Origin of the sequence: Rhodanobacter humi, from assembly GCF_041107455.1 — a bacterium.
In the GTDB taxonomy this organism is placed as follows: domain Bacteria; phylum Pseudomonadota; class Gammaproteobacteria; order Xanthomonadales; family Rhodanobacteraceae; genus Rhodanobacter_A.
Genome location: NZ_JBGBPY010000001.1, coordinates 2,641,847 through 2,662,121, shown reverse-complemented (window position 1 = coordinate 2,662,121; position 20,275 = coordinate 2,641,847). Strand labels below are relative to the sequence as shown.

Annotated in this window: 18 protein-coding genes; 4 read left to right on the top strand and 14 right to left on the bottom strand. The window is 68.7% G+C overall.

Features of this window, described 5'->3' with window-relative positions:
• The first annotated feature begins 189 nt into the window (after window positions 1-189).
• Together AB7878_RS11635 and AB7878_RS11630 are read left to right on the top strand one after the other, a co-directional pair.
• Window positions 190-1,386 carry a DegT/DnrJ/EryC1/StrS family aminotransferase gene (locus tag AB7878_RS11635; protein WP_369494524.1) on the top strand — a complete coding sequence of 399 codons (1,197 nt, stop codon included), beginning with the start codon at window positions 190-192 and terminating at the stop codon, window positions 1,384-1,386.
• Entirely contained in the window at window positions 1,383-4,922 is a 3,540-nt protein-coding gene (locus tag AB7878_RS11630) for a glycosyltransferase (RefSeq protein WP_369494523.1), read from the top strand. The genes AB7878_RS11635 and AB7878_RS11630 overlap by 4 nt, the downstream gene beginning before the upstream one ends.
• A gap of 55 nt (window positions 4,923-4,977) precedes the next feature.
• On the opposite strand, the gene AB7878_RS11625 is transcribed toward AB7878_RS11630, so the two are convergent.
• The 14 genes from AB7878_RS11625 to AB7878_RS11560 form a co-directional block, all read right to left on the bottom strand.
• Window positions 4,978-5,664, bottom strand: coding sequence for a class I SAM-dependent methyltransferase (locus tag AB7878_RS11625; protein ID WP_369494522.1), 687 nt, complete (start codon window positions 5,662-5,664; stop codon window positions 4,978-4,980).
• 100 nt (window positions 5,665-5,764) lie between these two features.
• A complete protein-coding gene (locus AB7878_RS11620; protein WP_369494521.1) occupies window positions 5,765-6,448 on the bottom strand; it encodes an acetyltransferase in 684 nt (227 codons plus the stop codon).
• A gap of 64 nt (window positions 6,449-6,512) precedes the next feature.
• Entirely contained in the window at window positions 6,513-7,730 is a 1,218-nt protein-coding gene (flgL, locus tag AB7878_RS11615; protein ID WP_369494520.1) for a flagellar hook-associated protein FlgL, read from the bottom strand.
• 3 nt (window positions 7,731-7,733) lie between these two features.
• Window positions 7,734-9,626: a flagellar hook-associated protein FlgK gene (flgK, locus tag AB7878_RS11610; protein WP_369494519.1), complete on the bottom strand. Its 1,893-nt coding sequence runs from the start codon at window positions 9,624-9,626 to the stop codon at window positions 7,734-7,736.
• A gap of 22 nt (window positions 9,627-9,648) precedes the next feature.
• Window positions 9,649-10,680 carry a flagellar assembly peptidoglycan hydrolase FlgJ gene (gene flgJ, locus AB7878_RS11605; RefSeq protein ID WP_369494518.1) on the bottom strand — a complete coding sequence of 344 codons (1,032 nt, stop codon included), beginning with the start codon at window positions 10,678-10,680 and terminating at the stop codon, window positions 9,649-9,651.
• Window positions 10,681-10,684: 4 nt separating this feature from the next.
• Window positions 10,685-11,872 (bottom strand): flagellar basal body P-ring protein FlgI, encoded by a 1,188-nt coding sequence (locus AB7878_RS11600; protein WP_439653791.1) that lies wholly within the window; start codon window positions 11,870-11,872, stop codon window positions 10,685-10,687.
• Between the two features lie 18 nt (window positions 11,873-11,890).
• On the bottom strand, window positions 11,891-12,565 hold the full coding sequence (gene flgH, locus AB7878_RS11595) for a flagellar basal body L-ring protein FlgH (protein ID WP_369494517.1): 675 nt from the start codon (window positions 12,563-12,565) through the stop codon (window positions 11,891-11,893).
• 11 nt (window positions 12,566-12,576) lie between these two features.
• Window positions 12,577-13,362, bottom strand: a complete 786-nt coding sequence (gene flgG / locus AB7878_RS11590) for a flagellar basal-body rod protein FlgG (RefSeq protein WP_369494516.1) — start codon at window positions 13,360-13,362, stop codon at window positions 12,577-12,579.
• A gap of 27 nt (window positions 13,363-13,389) precedes the next feature.
• Window positions 13,390-14,130, bottom strand: coding sequence for a flagellar basal-body rod protein FlgF (flgF, locus tag AB7878_RS11585; RefSeq protein WP_369494515.1), 741 nt, complete (start codon window positions 14,128-14,130; stop codon window positions 13,390-13,392).
• Window positions 14,131-14,152: 22 nt separating this feature from the next.
• A complete protein-coding gene (gene flgE / locus AB7878_RS11580) occupies window positions 14,153-15,373 on the bottom strand; it encodes a flagellar hook protein FlgE (protein ID WP_369494514.1) in 1,221 nt (406 codons plus the stop codon).
• A 35-nt stretch (window positions 15,374-15,408) separates the two neighbouring features.
• Window positions 15,409-16,086 carry a flagellar hook assembly protein FlgD gene (locus AB7878_RS11575; protein WP_369494513.1) on the bottom strand — a complete coding sequence of 226 codons (678 nt, stop codon included), beginning with the start codon at window positions 16,084-16,086 and terminating at the stop codon, window positions 15,409-15,411.
• 10 nt (window positions 16,087-16,096) lie between these two features.
• A complete protein-coding gene (gene flgC, locus AB7878_RS11570) occupies window positions 16,097-16,522 on the bottom strand; it encodes a flagellar basal body rod protein FlgC (RefSeq protein WP_369494512.1) in 426 nt (141 codons plus the stop codon).
• The gene (gene flgB, locus AB7878_RS11565; RefSeq protein WP_369494511.1) at window positions 16,522-16,929 is read right to left on the bottom strand and encodes a flagellar basal body rod protein FlgB; all 408 of its coding nucleotides are present in this window, start codon (window positions 16,927-16,929) and stop codon (window positions 16,522-16,524) included. The genes flgC and flgB overlap by 1 nt, the downstream gene beginning before the upstream one ends.
• A gap of 154 nt (window positions 16,930-17,083) precedes the next feature.
• Entirely contained in the window at window positions 17,084-18,016 is a 933-nt protein-coding gene (locus tag AB7878_RS11560) for a chemotaxis protein (protein ID WP_369494510.1), read from the bottom strand.
• A gap of 194 nt (window positions 18,017-18,210) precedes the next feature.
• Between AB7878_RS11560 and AB7878_RS11555 the strand changes: the two genes are divergently transcribed.
• Both AB7878_RS11555 and flgA read left to right on the top strand, forming a co-directional pair.
• Window positions 18,211-19,515, top strand: coding sequence for a methyl-accepting chemotaxis protein (locus AB7878_RS11555; protein WP_369494509.1), 1,305 nt, complete (start codon window positions 18,211-18,213; stop codon window positions 19,513-19,515).
• The gene (flgA, locus tag AB7878_RS11550) at window positions 19,512-20,225 is read left to right on the top strand and encodes a flagellar basal body P-ring formation chaperone FlgA (protein WP_369494508.1); all 714 of its coding nucleotides are present in this window, start codon (window positions 19,512-19,514) and stop codon (window positions 20,223-20,225) included. The genes AB7878_RS11555 and flgA overlap by 4 nt, the downstream gene beginning before the upstream one ends.
• Window positions 20,226-20,275: the final 50 nt, after the last annotated feature.

Genomic DNA, 20,275 nt, shown 5'->3' with positions numbered 1-20,275 from the left:
GGCAGGTATCGGTCGTATGGCTTGTCGACAACTCCTTGCGTTGCCTGGACCCTCAAGTCGGCGCAACAGCTCTCCTGCAGACCGATCCACGGCTTGGCACCAACCTTGCTCCAACCGATGAAAGGCCGCTCCGCGACGTAAAACCGTCGATGTCGCGAGCGCCGGAACTTCCATCGCGAGGCAAGGCACATGCAAGCGGCCACCATGCAGGACGAGGCAATCGGGCACGCCTCGACAATTCCGTTGATGCGCGCGCAATTGCCGGACGCCGACGCGTTGCTGCCGTATCTTCGACGCATCGATGCCGCGCGCTGGTACACCAATTTCGGTCCGCTCGCGAACGAACTGGAGCAGCGGCTGGCCACGCAGCTCGACCCCGGCGACAGTCCCGCCGTGGTCAGCCTGTCCAGCGGCACCGCCGCGCTCGAGCTGGCGCTGGGCGCCATGCAGCTTCCGTCCGGCGCACAGGTACTGCTGCCGGCACTCACCTTCGTCGCCACCGCCACCGCCGTCATCCGCGTCGGCCACATGCCGCTGATCGCCGACGTGGCCGCCGGCAACTGGCTGCTCACACCGGAAATCGCGCGGCGGATCGCGACATCCCGACGGATCGACGCCGTCATGCCCGTCGCAACGTTCGGGCTCGCGCAAGACATCACGGCGTGGGATCGCTTCGTCGAGGACACCGGCATTCCCGTACTCATCGATGCCGCGGGCGCCTTCGGCAACCAGCAGGCCGCGCGGCGCTGCCACGTGGCCTTCAGCCTGCACGCCACGAAAGCGCTCGCCGCCGGCGAGGGCGGTTTCGTCGTCACTCGCGACCGCGCGATGGCCGCGCGGATACGCACGCTGAGCAATTTCGGCATCGATCTCGAGCACGGCAGCCAGGTGTTCTTCCCCGGCGGCAACGGCAAGCTCAGCGAGTACCACGCCGCCGTCGCACTGGCCTCGCTGGATCAATGGCCCGACATCGAACGTTCGCGCCGCGCGCTGCAGGCGCGCTACCTCAGGCAACTGCAGCGATCCTGCCCGGGAGTCGTCCTGCAGGAACAGGCGGTGGGTGGCGTGTACCCGATCCTGGTGGTGGCGCTGCCATCCGGCGTGCACGCCCGGGAAATCCAGCAGGAGCTGGCGGCGCGCGGTATCCAGACGCGGCAATGGTACTGCCCCACCCTCGACCGCCACCCCGCCTTCGCCAGCTTTGGTGCCGAGCCATTACCCGTGGCGCATTCGCTTTCGGAGCGCCTGCTCGGCCTGCCGTTCTACCTGGACATCACGACGGCGCAGATCCGCCGCGTCTGCGAGTCGCTGGCTGTCGTGCTTGCCGAAGCGGCCGGCACGATCCGGCCGACGAGCAGCCATCCCGCCGGGACATGCCACCCATGAGCCACACCGAGACGGCCCTGCTGCAGCAGCACTGCGAAAAGCTGCAACAGCGCATCGGACTGATGCAGCAATTCTTCGACGAACATGCCCTGCGGGAAAAGACGCGGCTCCGCGCCGGCGATGCGGCGTGCCTCGAACGCATCCGCCGCGCTCCCGACTATGCGGCGGCCTACGGCGAACAACCGCTGGTCTCGGTCATCGTTCCCACGTACAACCGTGCCGAGCTGATCGTGCAGCGCACGCTGCCGAGCGTGCAGCGCCAGGATCACGCGAACTGGGAGCTGCTGATCGTCGGCGACTGCATGGAAGCGTCGCAGGCGGCGATCCTGCATGCGGCCGCGCAGGACGACCCGCGCATACGCTTCCACAACCTGCGCCGACGCGGGAAATACCCGTCGTCGAAGGGGCCGATGTGGTACGTGGCCGGCATCAAGCCGGTCAACTTCGGCCTGCGCGTGGCCCGCGGCGCGTGGATCGCCCATCTGGACGACGACGACGAATTCCTGCCCGATCACCTTTCGAGCCTGTTGCGCACCGCACGGGAAAACCGCGCCGAATGGGCGCACGGACGCGTCCGCTTCCTGGACGACGACGGCAACGAGCAGGGCGTGGTCGGCAGCGCCATCCCGCGCTTCAGCGAAATATCACGCATCGGCAGCCTGTACCACGCCGGGCTGAAGACCTTCCGCTACAACCCCGGGTGCTGGAAGTACTTCCACCCGGGCGACTGGGATTTGTGGGAGCGTCTGCTCGACATGGGCGTGCGCCACGCCCACACGGACGAAATCGTCGCCGTCCATCACGGCGACTATTTCCGCAGTTCGGTGCTGGAGGATGGCCGGGATCCGGCCGTCAGCTTCCGCGCCGCCACCCCCGAAGAGATCTATCGCCACTGGCTGCAGCCCCAGCGGCTTACGCCGCAACACGCCGCGCTGGCTCAAGGCCGGCAGACCCCGCTTTCCGTGGAAGTCGTCGTCATCGACACTGACGGCACGGCCGCCGACGTCCAGGCCAGCCTCGACAGCCTCGCCGGGCAGCAGCATCGCGACCTGCGCGTGACCGTGCTGTCGGATCGTGACGATCTCGCCTGCCCCGGCGCCGCACTGCAATCGCTGCATGGCGACTGGGTCGAACGCTTCAATGAACTGGCCGCCGCCAGCGACGCGGACTGGCTGCTCCCGCTGTTCGCCGGCGACGAGCTGGCGCCGCATGCGCTGCTGCTGCTCGCCGAGAACGCCGGCACCCGTCCGGAGCACGCCTGCTGCTATGTCGACGAGGACACGCGTGTCGGCGATGGCTACGGGCAGCCGATCCTCAAGCCCGACCTGAACCTGGACATGTTGCGCAGCTATCCCTACCTGGGCCGCACCCTGGCCATGCGCAGGGAAGCCTTGCTCGAACTGGGCGGATTGAATGCGCAACGCGGGCCGCTCGCCCATTACGACTTCGCGTTCCGCAGCATCGAACAACATGGCCTGCAATCCGTGGGACATCTTGCCGAGGTGCTGTACCGCGCCGGCCAACCCTACGCGCAATGGCTGGCGTCGCCACCGGTGCGCGAGCATGCCGCCGCAGTCGTGGCAGGCCATCTCGACCGCCTGGGCATCCGCCACGAAATCGCGTCCGACGCTTTGACCGGCGTCCATCGCGTGCGTTACCTGCACGATCGCCAGCCGCCGGTCTCGATCATCATCCCCACCCGCGACCAGCTGCCGATGCTCAACGGCCTGATCGACAGCCTGCTCGCCAAGACCAGCTACAGGAACTACGAGCTGCTGATCGTGGACAACGACAGCCGCGACCCGGCCGCGTGTGCCTATCTCGACGGCATCGAGCGGCTGAACAACCCGCAGTTGCGCGTGCTGCGCTGGCCGCATCCGTTCAACTACTCCGCAATCAACAATTTCGCCGCGGCACAGGCGCGCGGCGAATACCTGGTCCTGCTCAACAACGACACCGCAGTGCTGCACGAGGACTGGATCGAGGCGCTGCTCAACCACGCGCAACGGCCCGAGGTGGGCATCGTCGGCGCCAAGCTGCACTACCCCGACGGGCGCATCCAGCACGCCGGCGTGGTGCTTGGCCTGCGCGGGCCGGCCGACCATCCCTTCATCGGCGAGCCCATGGACGCGCCCGGCTACATGCACCGCCTGCAGGTGGACCAGAACTACACCGCGGTCACCGCCGCCTGCCTGATGATCCGCAAGTCGGTGTACGAGGAAGTCGGCGGGCTGGACGAGCAGGACTTCAAGGTCTCCTACAACGACGTCGACCTGTGCCTCAAGGTGCATCAGGCTGGCTACCTCACGGTGTGGACGCCCTATGCGCGCCTGATGCACGAGGGCAGCGTCAGCCAGAACAAGGTGGACCAGACCGCCCAGGAAGCCAAGCACGCGCGCTTCAAGGGCGAGCAGCAGGCGATGTACCGCAAGTGGTTGCCGCTGCTGGCACGCGATCCGGCCTACAACCGCAACCTCAGCCTGGCCGGCAACGGCTTCGACCTCGACCAGCTCCGGCCGCAGGCCTGGCAGCCCTTCGAGCAGCCGCTGCTGCCCCGCCTGTTCTGCGTGGCCGCCGATGCCAACGGCTGCGGCCACTACCGCATCCGGCAACCGTTCCACGCCATGCAGCGGGAGGGACTGGCCGAAGGCGCGATCGCACCGATGCACCTGGAGCCGATCGGGATGGAGCGCTACGCGCCGTCCACCATCGTGCTGCAGCGCCAGCTCAGCGACAGCCAGCTCGAGACCATGCGCGACTACCGTGACTTCAGCCGCGCCTTCAAGGTCTACGAGCTGGACGACTACCTGCCCAACCTGCCGCTCAAGAGCGTGCATCGCGACGGCATCCCCAGGGACGTGCTGAAATCGCTGCGCAAGGCCGTGGCACTCACCGATCGCTTCGTGGTTTCCACCGCGCCACTGGCCGAGCAGTTCGCCGACATGCACAGCGACATCCGCGTGGTGCCGAACCGCCTGCCCATGGACTGGTGGCGACAGTTGGCCAGCCGGCGCCGCAAGGGCGCCAAACCGCGTGTGGGCTGGGCCGGTGGCAGCAGCCACCGCGGCGACCTGGAACTGATCGCCGACGTGGTGCGCGAGCTGGCCGGCGAGGTCGAATGGGTGTTCTTCGGCATGTGCCCGGAGAAGCTGCGTCCGTACGTACACGAGCACCACGACGGCGTGCCCATCGACAAGTATCCGGCAGCCCTGGCCTCGCTCGATCTCGACCTCGCGCTGGCGCCGCTGGAGGACAACCTGTTCAACGCCTGCAAGAGCAACCTGCGCCTGCTCGAATACGGCGCCTGCGGCTTCCCGGTGGTGTGCAGCGACATCGTCTGCTACCGGGGCGACTTGCCGGTGACGCGGGTGCGCAACCGCTTCAAGGAATGGGTGGACGCGATCCGCATGCACGCTGGCGACCTTGACGCCACCGCGAAGATGGGCGACGCGCTGCGCACGATGGTGCAGCGCGACTGGATGCTCACCGGCGACAACCTGGTCGCCTGGCGTGACGCCTGGATGCCGGATCGGTGATGCCCGTCGGACTCGCCGCCTTGGACGGCTGACGATCCGGCCGGACCTGGAAAAATTACTTCCGCTGCAGCAGGTAGCTGTTCTCGTACCCGGGAACAATGCCAAGGACATGGAAATCGTTGAAGTAGCCACCCACCCTGAGCAGGTCCACTGCGGGACCGACTTCAGGCGAATAGCGGTGGTCGCCGTAGTCGTCGAACACGACAAAGCCGCCGGCCACAACGCTCGGTGCATACAAGAGAAAATCGAGCAGGACATTGCGACCGGCGTGTCCGCCATCGATGTGCAGAAGCACGGTCCTGGGCGCCTCGGCGTAAACGCGATCCGCCGCCAGCTCCGAATAGCCACGAATCAGCTTGGCTTCGGGGAACAGCTTGCCGTGGTAGTAGCCCAGCTCGTCGGGCTGCTTCTCGAGTTCCATCGGATCGATTCCGAAGATCCGCCGCTTCCGCCCGCATATCTGGCTCATGAAGCACAGGGACTTTCCCTTCCAGACCCCGATTTCGACGATGTCGCCCGGAATCTCCCCGATCAGCAGACAGAGGTATCCGAGCAACTTCACATGGTCATGAAACGACAGCTCCCTGCGCGACATGGCGTGCTGCGCAGGCAGTTCTTTTTGCGCCTGCTCGAAGATGCCACCGACCATGCCCCATATGTCATCGACGCCTTTCTGGACTCTCGCTTCACTCAGAAGGTTCTTGAGCCCGGGGAGATCGATGGCAGGAATGCTTGACGACATGGTTGACGCGCTCCTTATGCAAAGTATGGGGAATGACATGGCTTTGTCGCGACCAGGCTTCGACCTCGCGAGATCGGCGAAGCGGCGCGGACACGCATTGTCACGGTCGCTGGCCTTTCACGACGGCAGGCACGCCGGCAACCAGCGAGTTCGCCGGAACGTCCCTGGTCACGCAGGCACCGGCGGCGATCACCGCGCCATCGCCGATGGACAGCGGCCGGTCCGGCTTGCCGTTGATGATGCAGGCATTCGTGCCAATGAACACATCGCGGCCGACACGCACGCATCCGGACACGTTGACCCCCGGGGAAAGGGTGGCGTAATCGCCCAGGATCACATCGTGTCCGATCGTGCACGCCAGGTTGATCTGCACATGCTCGCCCGTTGAAACATTGCAGGTGATCGTCGACCGCGCGCAGACCACGGTACCGGCGCCCAGTTCGACAAAGCGCGAGGCCTCGACCCGCGGATGAACCAGTGTTGCCGGACGATGCCCGGCGGCGATCAGGGCAGCCACCGCACTCCGCCGCTGCGACGGATCGCCGAGCGCCACGACGAAACGGGCGTCGTCGCGCGGCGGCAGTTCCGACAGCAGCGAGACCGGAATGCCGTTGACCGGTGCCGTCAGATAACGCGGATGATCCACGACCAGGCGCAGCTCGACCCGCTCGCCCCAGGCCTGTTCCGCCAGCCACGCCACCTCACTGCCAAAGCCGCCTGCGCCGAATATGTACAGGCGCCCGAAATCCGGCGTGGGGTCGTGCAACGGATGGGAAGGCATCATGATTGCTCCGTGCCCGTTCGGGAAATGGCCAACGCACCGCAACCGCTGTGGCTCGTGCGGCCCGTCACTTCAGGTAATTGAACAGGCTCATCCCCTGCACCTTCGCGAACGTCTGCTGCGAGGCCTGCAGGGCGGTGGATTGCAGCATCAGCTTGCTGATGGCGCTGGCCATGTCGGTGTCCTGCACGCCGGAGAGGGTGGTCTGGTAGGTCAGGGTGAGGTCGCTGTAGGTGCTCTTCTGCTGGGTGAGGCGGTTCAGGCGGCCGCCCACGTCGGTCTGGGTGCTGGAGACCTGGTCCTGCGCGCGATCGATCGATTCGATCTGCCGGCTCATCGTGTTGCCGAGCTGCGTGTTGTTCTGGCTGCCGTCGTTCAGCGCGTTGATCATGTTCGTCAACGTGCCGAACACGTCCTGGGTCTGGCCGGATTTCACGCTCATCGTGTCGCCGGCGGCGGGCGTGCCGCTCAGGGCGACGGTCATGCCGTTGAAGCTGATGCTGCCGCCGTCCTGGTAACTGCCGGTGCCCACCACCGCATTGCCGTGGTTGGCGTCGGTGGCGGTCCAGTTGCCGGCGGCGTCGAAGCTGATCTGGTAGTTCACCGGGCCGGCGGCGGTAGCGGCCTTCCAGGCGCTGCTGTCGGTGACGCTGGTGGCGCCCACCAGCAAGCTGCCGGTGTTGCCGGCCGTCGCGGCGGCGACGAAGGAGCCATTGCCGGCCGGGATGTTCATGAACAGGCCCGCGCCCTCGTCGCTGTTCGGGATGCGCAGGCCGCTGCCGATCGCGGTCATCTGGTTGTCGCGGTTGCCGGTGTAGCTCACCGAGCCGTCGCTGTTGAGCACGAACGGCGTGCTGGTGGTGCTGGTGCCGGCGAACAGCGCGTTGCCGCTGGCGTCGGTGGTGTTGGCCAGCTGCACCAGCTGCGCACGGATCTGGGTGAGCTGGGTGGCCATGTTCTGGCGATCGGCGGTCGACAGCGTGCCGTTGATGCCTTGCAGCGCCATCGAGCGCGCCTGGTCGAGCAGCGAATTGAAGGAGCTGAGCGTGTTGCTCTCCGTGGAGAGCCGCGCGTTGGCGCCGTCGATGTTCGCGGAATACTGCGCGGTGCTGGCCAGGATGTGGTTGAGCGACACCGCCTGGGTGGCGCCGGCCGGATCGTCGGAAGCGACGTTGATGCGCTGGCCGCTGCTCACCTGGTTCTGCGTGGCAGCGAGCGAGCCCTGCTGGTCGAGCATGGTGGTCAGCGACTGCTGGTACATCCAGCTGGTGGAAAGGCGGATCATGGATTACCTCTGCACAGCGGCGATCAGGCTGGTGAACAGCGTCTGCGCGGTGGCGATCACCTGCGCGGAAGCCTGGTAGGCCTGCTGGTACTTGATCAGGCCAGCCGCCTCCTCGTCGAGGTTGACGCCGGCCGAGCTCTGCTGGGCGCTGGCGGCCTGGTTGTAGAGGCCGGTCTGGGTGGTGAGGTCGTTGCTCGCCATGCTGCCGGCGAGGCCGACCTGGTTGGTGAGGTTCGCATAGGCACCCACCGCCGAGGTGCGGCCGCCGTCGAGCACGCCGGCATTGGCGAGCCCGGCGAGGTCCAGCGCGTTGCTGTTGTCGTTGAGGCCGCCGCTGTTCTTCGCCACGCTGAAACTGTCGCCGCTGGCCGGCGTGCCGGCGAGGCTGAGGCTCCAGCCGTCGAACTGGATCGCCGTGCCGCTGGTGTACGTGCCGGTGGTGCTGTTGCCGGCGCCGTCGGTGACGGTGTAGCTGCCGCCCGCACCGAACATCACCGTGGCGCCGGTGAACAAGTTCGCGTTGCTGCTGTCGCTCACGCCCACCGCGCTCACGGTCGCGCCGCCGGTGTTGGTGCCGGCGGCGGTGCCTTTCAACGCCGCCGCCGCGGCGATCGCGGAAGGATCGCTGGTGGCCAGCGCGAGGCCGCTGGCCGCGTTGCGGGTGGGTCGGATCCGGAAGCTGTCGCCGACCTGGGCGCCGGCGGACACGCTGAAGGTGAGGCCTTCGGCCGACAGCGTGCCGTTGGCGTTCGCAGTCATCGTCACCGTGCGTCCGCTGCTGGTAGCCAGCGCCCAGCCGTGGACCGAGGGCGCACTGGCGCTGCCGGTGTACGTGAGCACGTAGTTGTCGTTGGTTAGCGCGCCGAGATCGCTCACGCTGGCGCCCACCGTGGCGCTGCCCTGGTTGCCGCTTGCGCCCGCCACGGTCGGGGCGGGCACGCTGAACAGCGGAGCGCCCTGGTTGCCGTTCAAGTCCAGGCCCTTGGCCTGCTGCGCGTTGACGCTCTGCGCCAGCGCCAGCGCGGCGCGGCCCAGCTGGTTCTGCGCCGGGTCCAGCGTGTTGCGCCGATAGTTCAACAGCGCGCCCAGCGTGCCGCCGGAGAGGCGCGAGCTGATGTCGTGGCCGCTGGCGTCGAGCACGCTGGTGCTGCCGGCATCGTAGGCGTCGCTGCCGACCTGGAAGCCGTAGGCGTAGCTGCCGCTGACCAGTGCCTGGCCGGAGGTGCTGTAGACGCTGAGCGTGCCGTCGGGCTGCGCGGCGACCGAGATGCCGGTGATGCCGGCCAGCTGCTTGACCAGACCGTCGCGCTGGTCGAGCAGGTCGTTGGGCTGGGTGTTGCCGGCCTGGCTGATGCTGGTGTTGAGCGCGGCGATCTGCTTGACCAGCGAGTTGGCGCTGCCGACGGCGTCGGTGATCTGCGTGTTGATCTGCGTGCGTTGCTGGTCGAGCTGCTGGCCGAAGGTGTTGAAGGCCATCGCCAGCGTCGACGCGTTGCCCAGCAGCGCCTGGCGCGCGGAAGGATCGCCCGGGGCGTTCGCCACCGCGTTGAAGCCGCCGTAGAAGCTGTCCAGCGTGCTCTGCAGGTTGCCGCTGTTCTTCAGCAGGCCGTTCAGCGTGGTGGCGAGGTCGTTGCTGGTGGTGGCGCCCTGCAGCGCGCTGTTGGTGCTCCACAGCGTCTGCGTGAGGTACTGGCTGTAGGCGCGCTGCACCGCGATCACGTCCACGCCGGTGCCCAGGGTGTAGCGGCCGTTGTTCTGGCCCACCCGGTCCACCTGCACGGTGTTCTGGCGGCTGTAGCCGTCGGTGCCGGCGTTCGCGATGTTGTTGCCGGTGACCTTCAGGCCGAGCTGGGCGGCATTGAGGCCGGAAACGCCGATGTTGAGCAGGCTGGACATGGGACGGGATTCCTGGGGTCGCTTATTCGTTCGGCCCGCCGGCCGGATTCTTGAGCGCGGCCAGCGCCGCGCGCATCTGCGGGCTGCTGGCGACCGCGCTGATCTTCTCGGCGTAGGACGGATCGGTGGCGTAGCCGCCGCGCACCAGCGCACTGGCGAAGCCGCGCACGTCGTCGCCATGCCCGCGTGCGGCGGCATAGCGCGGATTGGAGGCGATCAGGTTGGCGTAGTCCCTGAACGACTGCGCCGGCGAATCGTAGGCGCGGAACTGCGCATGCTTGCGCACCGCCACGCCGCCCTCGTATTCCAGCGTGGGCACGCTCACCTTGCTTCCGTTCCAGCTGCCGCCGGCCTTGATGCCGAACAGGTTGAAGCTGGTGGAGCCGTCGGCGTTGCGCGGCATGTGCTTGCCCCACTGCGTCTCCAGCGCGGCCTGCGCCAGCACGGTGCGCACCGACAAGCCCAGCTTCTGCGCCGCGGCCTCGGCATACGGCGCCAGCGCGCGCACGAATTCCTGCGCGTCCTGCGGCAGCCACTTCATCGCACTGCGGCCGATCTCGCGGCCGGCTTCCACCACGTTGGCGAGGCGGCGCTGGAACTGGTCCGGCGTGGCCGGCAGCTGGGTGGGGTCGCCGATGCCGTCGGGGTCGTCCGCGGCACTGGCCGTCGCCGGCGCACCGGTGCCACCCAGCGTGCCGATCGCGGCGCCCGTGCCAGCTGGCGTGGGCGTGGCCGTTCCGCCCAGCTGGCGGATCAGCATCTGCGCGATACCCAGCCCCTTGCCGCCCTGCGCCAGGCTCACCGAGAGCTGCTGGTCGAACAGGTCGCGGTAGGCCTTGCCGGCATCGCTGTCGCCCAGCGCATTGCCGAAGCTGTCGCTGGCCGCGCGCATGGACTTCAGCATCATTTGGGTGAACAGCGCCTCGAACTGCTTCGCCACCGCGGGCAGCGCCGCCTTGCCGTCGCGCTGTGCCTGCGCGCGCAGCTGGTCGAACCCGGACAGTTCGGTCCAGGTGCTCAGCGAGGCGTTGGCGGACAGCGCGGGATCGCTCATGGCGCTAGATCACGACAAGGTCCGCGTGCAGCGCGCCGGCCTGCTTCAGCGCCTGCAGGATCGAGATCAGGTCGCTGGGCGAGGCGCCCACCTGGTTCACCGCGCGCACGATGGTGTCCAGGCTCACGCCCGGGCCGAACTTGAACATGTGCCCACCCTCCTCGCTGACCTGCACGTTGCTGGACGGCACCACGGTGGTCTGGCCGTTGCTGAACGGCGCGGGCTGGCTGACCAGCGGCTGCTCGCCGATCGTCACCTGGATCGCGCCGTGCGCCACCGCGGCCGCCGAGACGCGCACGTCCGAGCCGATCACCACGGTGCCGGTGCGCGAGTTCACCACCACGCGCGCGGGCGGCGCGCCGGGGGTCACGTCCAGGTCCTGGATCGTGCCCAGCCAGGCCACCTTCTGGGTGGGATCCTGCGGCACGCGCACTTCCACCGTGCCGCCGTCCACCGCGCGCGCGGTGCCCGCGCCGTAGGTGCGGTTGATCGTGCCGACGATGCGCGTGACGGTGGTGAAGTCCGGCGTGTTGAGGTTCAGCCGCAAGTCGTCGCTGGAAGCGAACGCGGATGCCACGCTGCGCTCCACCGTGGCGCCGTTCGGGATGCGCCCGCTGGCGGAGATGTTCTTCTGCACGCTGGAGCCGCTCTTGCCCGACGCGCTGATGCCGCCCACCACCACGCTGCCCTGGGCCACCGCGTAGACGTTGCCGTCGGCGCCGCGCAGCGGCGACATCAAGAGTTCGCCGCCACGGATGCTCTTGGCGTTGCCGATCGAGGCCACGGTGACGTCGATGGTCTGGCCCGGCTTGGCGAACGGCGGCAACTCGGCGGTGATCGTCACCGCCGCCGCGTTCTTCAGCTGCGGACGCACGTTGGCCGGCACGTTGATGCCGAACTGCTGCAGCATGTTCTCCAGGCTCTGCGTGGTGAACGGCGCCTGCGTGGTCTGGTCGCCGGAGCCGTCCAGCCCCACCACCAGGCCGTAGCCGATCAGCTGGTTGGAACGCACGCCGCCGACCGAGGCGAGATCGCGGATCTTGTCGGCGTGGGCGGGAAACACGAAAGCGAGGCAAAGCACGAGCAGCACCGCGAAGCCCCCCACCCCAACCCTCCCCCGTCGAGCAGGGGAGGGAGCGAACGCGGTGGGCGGGTTCGCACGCTCGTACTGCGCTGCGACTTTCATGGTCATGGGCCCGTGGAGTTTCATTTAGAAGGGCATCCACTTGGAGTTGAAGAAGCGCGACAGCCAGCCCTGGGTGTTGGCGTCGGCGAGGCTGCCGCGGCCGGTGTAGGAAATCTTGGCGTCGGCGACGCGGGTGGACGGCACGGTGTTGTCCTGGCCGATGTCCTGCGGGCGCACGATGCCGGTGATGCGGATCAGTTCCTGGCCCTGGTTGATGGTGAGCAGCTTCTCGCCGCGCACCAGCAGGTTGCCGTTGGGCAGGCGCTGCGCCACGGTGACGGTGATGTTGCCGGTGAGCTGGTTGCTCTGGCTGCTGGAGCCGCCGCCGTCGAAGCTGTGGTCGCTGTCGATGCCGACGCTGGCCTTGTTGAACGTGCGGCCGAGCAGCGATGGCGCACCGATCTTGTCCTTGTTGGTCTTGCTGGTGCTGGTGTTGGCCTTCTTCACCGCCTGGGTGTTCTCCACCAGCACGACGGTGAGGATGTCGCCCGCGCGGTGCGCGCGCGGGTCGGTGAACAACTCCATGCCCTGCGCGTCGTGGTAGATCGCGCCGTCGGCCACCGGCGCGGCGGCAGGCGCCACCGGCGCGGTGGCGGCCCATTGCGCGTCGTCGCGCTGCGGTTGCACGACGGCGCAACCCGCCAGCGCGGCCAGCGCGAGCACGACGGCAAGGCACGGAAGAACGGCGGTGATGCGCACGGCGGTCGGCCTCAGGTCTTGTTGGTGATGGTCTGCAGCATGGTGTCCGCGGCGCTGATCGCCTTGGAGTTCATCTCGTAGGTGCGCTGGGTCTGGATCATGTCCACCATCGCTTCCACCACGTTGACGTTGGACGACTCCAGCGAGCCCTGCAGCAGGGTACCCATGCCGTTGAGGCCGGCCTGGCCGGTCTGCGGGGTGCCGCTGGAGGCGGTCTCCAGGTACAGGTTCTGGCCCATCGACTGCAGGCCCGCGGGGTTGACGAAATCGGCCAGCTGCAGCGAGCCCACCTGCACCGGCGCGGCCTGTCCCGGCACGGTGGCGCTGATCGTGCCGTCGTTGCCGATGGTGATGCTCTGCACGCCCTGCGGCAGGGTGATCGCCGGCTCGATCGCGTAGCCGTCGGCGGTGACGATCTGGCCGTTGGCGTCGGTATGCAGCGAGCCGTCGCGGGTGTACGCGGTGGTGCCGTCGGGCATGCTCACCTGCAGGAAGCCGCGGCCCTGGATCGCCACGTCCAGCGAGTTGCCGGTCTGGCTGATCGCGCCCTGGGTGAACAGCTTCTCGTTCGCCACCACGCGCACGCCGGTGCCCATCAGCAGGCCCGAGGGCGACTGCGTCTGCTCGGTGGTTTGCGCGCCGGGCTGGCCCAGGTTCTGGTACATCAGGTCCTGGAACGCCGGGCGCGAGGCCTTGAAGCCGGTGGTGCTGGCGTTGGCCAGGTTGTTGGAGATGGCGTCGAGGCGCGTCTGCTGCGCGTCGAGGCCGGTCTTGGCGATCCAGAGAGAGGCGAACATGGGAGGGCTCCGCTAAGCGTGTGGGGTTCAGTTCGCCTGCAGCAGCTTGAGGCTGGCGTCGGCGTTGTCTTCGGCGGTCTTGATCGAGCGCACCTGCATCTCGTACTGGCGCGACAGCCCGATCATCCGCACCAGTTCGGTCGAGGGATTGACGTTGCTGGCTTCCAGCGCCTGCGACGCCAGCTGCACGCCGGGATCGGCGTCGGCGCTGCCGCCGCCGGCCAGGTGCAGCAGGCCATCCGCGCCCTTGGAAAGCTGCGCGGGATCGGGGTTGACCAGCTTGATGCGGTCGACCTGGGTGAGCGTATTCGGCGCCTGCCCCAGCGGCACGCTGGAGATCGTGCCGTCGTTGCCGATCACGATCTGCGCGCTGTCGGGAATGCTGATCGGGCCGCCGTTGCCGAGCACCGGATTGCCGGCCGCGTCGGTGAGCGTGCCGTCGGCGGTGAGCTGCAGGTTGCCGGCGCGCGTGTAGGCCTCGCTGCCGTCCGGCGCCTGCACCGCGATCCAGCCCGAGCCGCGCACCGCCACGTCCAGTGCGCGGCCGGTCTGCTGCAGCGCGCCCTGGCTGTCGTCGCGGCCTAGGCTCTGCGCCACCGCGTTGATCCGGCTGGGACTGCCCGGCCCCTGCACCGGCAGGCTGCCGAACGCGTCCAGCTCGCTCTTGAAGCCGGTGGTGGTGGCGTTGGCGAGGTTGTGGCTCACCACGTCCTGGGCCCGCATGATCTGCGTGGCCCCGGTCATGGCGAGGTAGACGGAACGATCCATGGCTGGCTACCCCGGTCGATGCTTACCGCGAGACGGCGTTGAACAGCGTGCTGGCCAGCGTGTTGTCGGTGGACAGCACCTGCGCGTTGGCCTGGTAGTTGCGCTGCGCCTGGATCATGTCGACCAGCTGCTGGGTGGTGTCGGAGGTGTTGGACTCCTCCAGCGCGCCGGACTGGATCGTGCCGTACTGGCCGCTGGCGGCCGTGCCCATCACCGCAGTGCCGGAATCGGTGCTGGACATCCAGCTGGCGCTGCCGAGCTGGCGCAGGCCCTGCACGTTCTGGAAGTTCGCCATCGCCAGCTGGCCGATCTTGCTGCTCTGGCCGTTGGAGTAGTTCGCGGTGACGATGCCCGCGCTGTCGATGTCGATCGAGGACAGCGCGCCGGCGGTGTAGCCGTCCTGGCTGATCGTGCCGGCGGCGTAGCCGGTGCCGTACTGGGTGGTCTTGCCGAAGTTGATCGACAGCGTCTGCGGGTTCGCGCCGTTGGCGTAGGCCACCGGGTTGAAGCCGACGATGCCGTTGGCCGGCGTGGTCAGCGCGCCGCTGCTGTCGAACGTCAGCGGCTGCGTGCCGGCGTTGTTGCCGTCCACGTACAGGTCCACGTTCCAGGTGTTGGTGCCGGTCTTCACGTAGTAGGCGGTGGCCTGGTGCGAGGAACCCAGGCTGTCGTACACGGTGAACGTGCTCGACTGGTTGAAGGTGGCCGGGTTGGTCGGGTCGAAGGCCAGCGGCGGCACGGTGGCGTCCGCCGGCAGGTTCGACGACACCACCGCCGTGGCGGTGGGCTTGGCCGAACTCTGCGCGGTGACCAGGTTGAGGTTGGACAGCGTGCTGGTGTCGAAGCTGTTGCTGGCGGTGCTGTAGGGATAGACCTGCAGCTTGTTGTTGTCCTGGGTGACCACGTTGCCGGCCGGGTCCTGGTGGAACGCGCCGGCGCGGGTGTAGGCGTAGCCGTTGCCGGTGTTGACCACGAAGAAACCGTTGCCGCTGATCGCGAGGTCGAGGCTGTTGCCGGTGGTCTGGATGTCGCCCTGGGCGAACTGCTGCGCCACGCTGGTCAGCCGCGTGCCGCTGCCCACCGCGGTGGCGCTGAGGTTGATGCCGGTGACCGCATAGATGTCCGCGAACTCCGCGCGCGAGCCCTTGAAGCCGGCGGTGTTGGCGTTGGCGATGTTGTTGGCGATCACGTTGAGATCGGACTGCGCGGCGTTGATGCCGCTGAGAGCCTGGTTGAGTGCCATGAATCGTTCCTCGCTGGAAGGGTTGTTGCCGCCGATCAGTTGATCTGCGCGATCGCGCTGAGCGGCACGCCGCCCACGCCGCTCACCTGCACGTAGGTGCCCACACTGCTGCCGCCGTAGCCCACGCCGCTGACCGTGCCGTCGACGTAGGTGGAGAGCGCGTTGCCGCCGACGTCGGCGGCGGTCACGCTGTAGTCGCCCGGCGGCACCGGCGCGCCGCTGTCGTCCATGCCGTCCCAGTTGAAGCGGGCGAGGCCGGCGGCCTGGGTGCCGAGGTCGAGCGTGCGCACCACCTTGCCGGCACCGTCCTTGATCGCGACCTGCACGTTGGCGGTGGCGCCGGTGACGCCCACCGCGCAGTCCATCGCGCTGCCGGCGTAGCTCAGGTTCGCCGACGGCACCAGCACGTGGCGCCCCACCAGGCCGACCGAACCGAGCACCTGCGAGGACTGCAGCGAACTGGTGAGCTGGCCGGAGAGGCTGTTGACGCTGGTGTTGAGGTCCTGCATCGAGGCCAGTTGGCTGAACTGCGCCAGCTGCGAGACGAACTGCGAGTTGTCCATCGGGTTGGTCGGGTCCTGCGACTGCAACTGCGTGGTGAGCAGCTTCAGGAAATCGGCCTGGTTCATGGAGTTGCCGAGCGCGGCGGTGGCCGCGCCAGCGGCGCTGCCGGTGCCGGCGGCGCTGGTGGTGGTGTTCACGCTGGTGGTCATGGTTGCGGGCTCACTGGCCGAGGGTCAGGGTCTTGAGCATCAGTTGCTTGGCGCTGTTCATCACCTCGACGTTGTTCTGGTACGAACGCGACGCCGAAATCATGTTGACCAGTTCGTCCACCGGGTTGACGTTGCTGGCGTAGACGTAGCCATCCGCATTCGCCAGCGGGTTGCCCGGCTCGTAGCGTTGCGGGATCGCGGCCTGGCTCTCGGTGATGCCGAGCACCTGCACGCCCTGCGCGGTGCCGGCATCCTTGCCGCCGGACTGCTGCTGCGCGTGCACGGCGGCGAACAGCGGCTCGCGCGCACGGTAGGCGCCTTCCGGCGTGCCGGACACGCTCTCGGCGTTGGCCAGGTTGCTGGCCACGGTGTTGAGCCGCAGCGACTGCGCGGCCATGCCGGAGCCGGCCACGTTGAAGATGGAATAGAGCGACATCAGCTCTGCCCTCCGGAGATGGCGGTGCGCAGCATGCGGATCTGCGCGGTGATGAAGGAAAGGCTGGCCTGGTAGTGCACGCTGTTGGCGGCGAAGTCGGCCTGCTCGACCTGCGCGTCGACGGTGTTGCCGTCCATGCTGGGCTGCGTCGGCACGCGGTAGGCCAGCGCCGCCGCGCCCGTGCCCGGTCCGCTGCCGATCTGTCCGGCGCTGGGCGCCTGCAATGCCAGGCTGCTGCCGTCGCCACCGCCGGCCGCGGCCAGCGCCTTGCGGAAATCGATGTCGCGGGCGAGGTAGCCGGGCGTGTCGGCATTGGCCAGGTTGTTGGCCAGCACGTCGGCACGGCGCTGCCACAGATCCAGCGCCTGGGTATGGATGCCGAACAGGTTTTGCGGGACGGGATTCATCGGTCTGCTCCGCGGGCGGTTGCCGCATGGAGCCGGAGGCAAGTTGCATGCCACCACGCCGGAACCCTTGCCACGCCTGGCCTGGCAGGGTTCGCGCCTTGGCGTCGCGCGGGCGACGCCAAGGCGGAGTCGGTTTGTTGACGCGGCGCGCGCGTCAGTCGGCCAGCGCTTCCGCCGGCAGCAGTTCCAGCACGGCGTGCGCCAGCAGATCGGGCTGGAACTTGGCGACGAAGGCGTCGGCCTTGACCTCCTTCACCATCGCCTCGTTGAAGATGCCGCTGAGCGAGCTGTGCAGCACCACCTTCAGCCGGCACAGCGCCGGCGCCTCGCGGATCGCCCGGGTCAGCGCATAGCCGTCCAGGCGCGGCATCTCGATGTCGGAGACCACCAGCTTGACGCCTTCGGCCGGATCGGCGGCCGCCAGTTCGTGCAGGCGCTCGAGCGCCTCGCGACCGTCCTGCGCCACCACGCACTCGATGTTCATCTGCTTGAACAGCTCGACCAGGCGGCGGCGGGCGATCAGCGAATCGTCCACCACCATCACCCGCCGCGGCGCCAGCATGTGTGCGTCGGCGAGGCGCTGCATCTGCAGCGACAGCTCGGCCGGCGCCGCGTCGATGCCGGCCAGCACCTGCTCCACGTCCACCACCGCCAGCAGCGCGCCGTCGACGCGGGTCACGGCATTGACCCGCGCACCGAAGCCCAGCGTGGCGGAGGGCGCCTCCAGCTTGTCGCCGTCGCACTGCACCATGCGCTGCAGGTCGGCAACCAGGAAGCCCTGCACCGAGCGACTGAACTCGGTGACCATCAGGTGTGCCGATGCCTCGTCGCGCAGTGGCGGATAACCGAGCGCGGCAGCGAGGTCGATCACCGGGATGGTCTGCCCGCGGTAGTCGCAGCTGCCGGCGAGCAGGGCATGCACGCCCGGCATACGCTCCAGCGGTGGACGGCGCATCACCTCGCGCACCTTGAACACGTTGATGCCGAACAGCTGCGCATCGCCGAGCCGGAACAGCAGCATGGCCACGCGGTTGTGGCCGGCCAGCCGGGTATGTTGCTCCACCTTTTCCAGCAGCGTGCCGCCCATGCGGACTCCTCGCGAATCGCCCGCCGCCTTGGCAGCCGTACGCGTTCGCTATCGACCGCGCGGCGCCGCGCTTGAGCGCGCGCCCCGGTCGCCATGGGTGGCATGCGGATTGCTTTCTCAAGCCGCGACGGTTTTGGACGATGCAGTCCCCTGCAAGCTCCCACCACACACTCGACATAGGTGATGTTCGTCCCATGAGTCTGATCTGGAATCGGCACCTCGCCCTCCTGGTGGAGGCCGCCGTCACCGGCGACGAGGCACGGCTGGCCGCGCTGCGGCGCACGCATCCGCGCGCGGCGAAGGCGCTGGCGCCGCTGCTGGCGCGCATTGCCAGCCGGCCGCCGGCGGCGGTGGCGCTGCAAGCCGTGGAGCAGCAAGGCCTGGTGCTGGCCGCGGTGCAGCAGCTCGCGCGCGAGCAGGCGGCGCTCGACCAGGCCGCCGCCGATGGCCGCGGCAGCGTCGATCGCTTGACGGATGGCAGCGCCGGTATCTCGACGGCGCTGCAGCAAGTGGCCGCCGAACTGGACCGGGCCGGCCAGGCCAGTCGGGCCGGCAGCGGCAATGTCAGCGAACTCGACGGCCAGCTGCGCCTGTTGCGCAGCGCGCTGGCGGCGATGAACCGCAACCAGAGCAAGCTGGCCGAGCAGGTGGAACAGATCCGCAAACTCACCGCCACCGTGCAGGAGATCGCCCACCAGACCAACCTGGTGGCGCTGAACGCCGCGATCGAGGCCGCGCGCGCCGGCGAGGCCGGCCGCGGCTTCGCCGTGGTCGCCGACGAGGTCAAGCAGCTGGCGGAAAAGACCACCCTCACCACCGCCGAGATCGAGGGCGTCACCGGCTCGATCGGCGACTTCTCCACGCAATTGGACGGCGACGTGCAGCACAGCCTGCAGCAGCTGGAACGCGCCCAGGCCGGTGCGGCGCAGTCGGGCACCACCCTCGATGCGGGCAATCAGGCGCTGCACGCGGCCGGCGAGCGTGTGCACAAGCTGCAACAGAACCACGACGCCCAGCATGCGCGCGCCACCAGCGTGCAGGCCGCGCTCGGCGCCGTGCAACGTCGCGCCGGCGAGGCGCGGCGCCAGTCCGATGCGCTGCAGCGCGCCGCGCTGCTCGCCCACCGGCTGGGCCTGGATTGGCTGGAAGGCATCAGCGGCAAGGATCCCGGCAGCCTCAGTCTGACCGTGCGCGAAGCTTCGCTCAATCTGCGCCAGGCGGCCGAACTGGCCCTGCTCGAACCGGCGGCACTCGATCGCCGCTGGTTCGACACCCACGCGATCCGCCGCAGCGTCGAACGGCTGGGCGCGCTGCAACCGGCGCATCCGGCCAGCGCCGGTCTCGCCGACGCCGGCATGCAGCTGTGCGAGCAGGGCAGTCGCTTCATCGCGCTGCTGTGCGACGGCGAGGCCGAGCAGGCCGCGGCGCTGTCGCGGCAGCTCGAATCCGCCCGTGATGCCCTGCTCGGGCAACTCGACAGCCTGCTGGCGGACGCGTGAACCCGAGCCGCGCCAGCGTCGGCCGATGCCTTGCCCTGGCATGGTTCGGCTTGGCGTGGCCGGGCAGCAGCCTCGCCGCACTGCCGTCGCCCGATGCCGTGCGCGCCGCCGCCGAACAGGCCGTGCACGCGCGTTTCGACCTGCCGGGCAGTCGCGTCGTGGTCCAGGCCCAGCCGCTAGCTCCGCGCCTGCGGCTGGCGCCCTGCGCGGCGCCGCTGCGCGCCGTGCTGGCCGACGCCGTCCGTCCCGCGCCACGCCTGAGCGTGCCCGTGCATTGCCCGCAGGGTGGTGGCTGGACCGTGCGCGTGCAGGTGCAGCTGCAGCTGTTCCGTCCGGTGCTGGTGACCAGTCGGCCGCTGCTGCGCGGCGACGGCCTGCGTCCGGCGGACGTGCGCGCCGAGGAACGCGACGTGACCCGGCTCGGCTACGGCTACCTCGACAACCTCGACCAAGTGGCCGGGCGCACCCTCGCCCGCGCCCTGCCCGAAGGCAGCGTACTCACCCCCGCTGCACTGGGCGGCCGGCGCATGGTGCGGGCGGGCGACCGCGTGCAAGTGGTGGCCCGGCTGGGCGACATCGTGGTGCGCGCCGACGGCGTGGCGCTGGGCAGCGGCGACAATGGCGCCCGCCTGCGGGTGCGCAACGAGAGCTCGGGCAAGGTGGTCGACGCCATGGTCCATGCCCCCGGCGTGGTGCTGGCCCTGCCCTGAGATCGCCGATGCCTTCCACACCCCACTCCCAGCCCCTAAAGTTTCCGAAC

Excerpts from the sequence above, each read along its gene's own strand:
- AB7878_RS11635 (WP_369494524.1), top strand. The coding sequence starts at position 190 with ATGCAAGCGGCCACCATGCAGGACGAGGCAATCGGGCACGCCTCGACA.
- AB7878_RS11600 (WP_439653791.1), bottom strand. The coding sequence starts at position 11,872 with ATGACCATGAAAGTCGCAGCGCAGTACGAGCGTGCGAACCCGCCCACC.
- AB7878_RS11625 (WP_369494522.1), bottom strand. The coding sequence starts at position 5,664 with ATGTCGTCAAGCATTCCTGCCATCGATCTCCCCGGGCTCAAGAACCTT.
- flgK (WP_369494519.1), bottom strand. The coding sequence starts at position 9,626 with ATGTCCAGCCTGCTCAACATCGGCGTTTCCGGCCTCAATGCCGCCCAG.
- AB7878_RS11555 (WP_369494509.1), top strand. The coding sequence starts at position 18,211 with ATGAGTCTGATCTGGAATCGGCACCTCGCCCTCCTGGTGGAGGCCGCC.
- flgG (WP_369494516.1), bottom strand. The coding sequence starts at position 13,362 with ATGTTCGCCTCTCTCTGGATCGCCAAGACCGGCCTCGACGCGCAGCAG.
- AB7878_RS11620 (WP_369494521.1), bottom strand. The coding sequence starts at position 6,448 with ATGATGCCTTCCCATCCGTTGCACGACCCCACGCCGGATTTCGGGCGC.
- AB7878_RS11630 (WP_369494523.1), top strand. The coding sequence starts at position 1,383 with ATGAGCCACACCGAGACGGCCCTGCTGCAGCAGCACTGCGAAAAGCTG.
- AB7878_RS11575 (WP_369494513.1), bottom strand. The coding sequence starts at position 16,086 with ATGACCACCAGCGTGAACACCACCACCAGCGCCGCCGGCACCGGCAGC.
- flgB (WP_369494511.1), bottom strand. The coding sequence starts at position 16,929 with ATGAATCCCGTCCCGCAAAACCTGTTCGGCATCCATACCCAGGCGCTG.
- flgE (WP_369494514.1), bottom strand. The coding sequence starts at position 15,373 with ATGGCACTCAACCAGGCTCTCAGCGGCATCAACGCCGCGCAGTCCGAT.
- flgL (WP_369494520.1), bottom strand. The coding sequence starts at position 7,730 with ATGATCCGCCTTTCCACCAGCTGGATGTACCAGCAGTCGCTGACCACC.
- flgC (WP_369494512.1), bottom strand. The coding sequence starts at position 16,522 with ATGTCGCTCTATTCCATCTTCAACGTGGCCGGCTCCGGCATGGCCGCG.
- flgF (WP_369494515.1), bottom strand. The coding sequence starts at position 14,130 with ATGGATCGTTCCGTCTACCTCGCCATGACCGGGGCCACGCAGATCATG.
- flgJ (WP_369494518.1), bottom strand. The coding sequence starts at position 10,680 with ATGAGCGATCCCGCGCTGTCCGCCAACGCCTCGCTGAGCACCTGGACC.
- AB7878_RS11560 (WP_369494510.1), bottom strand. The coding sequence starts at position 18,016 with ATGGGCGGCACGCTGCTGGAAAAGGTGGAGCAACATACCCGGCTGGCC.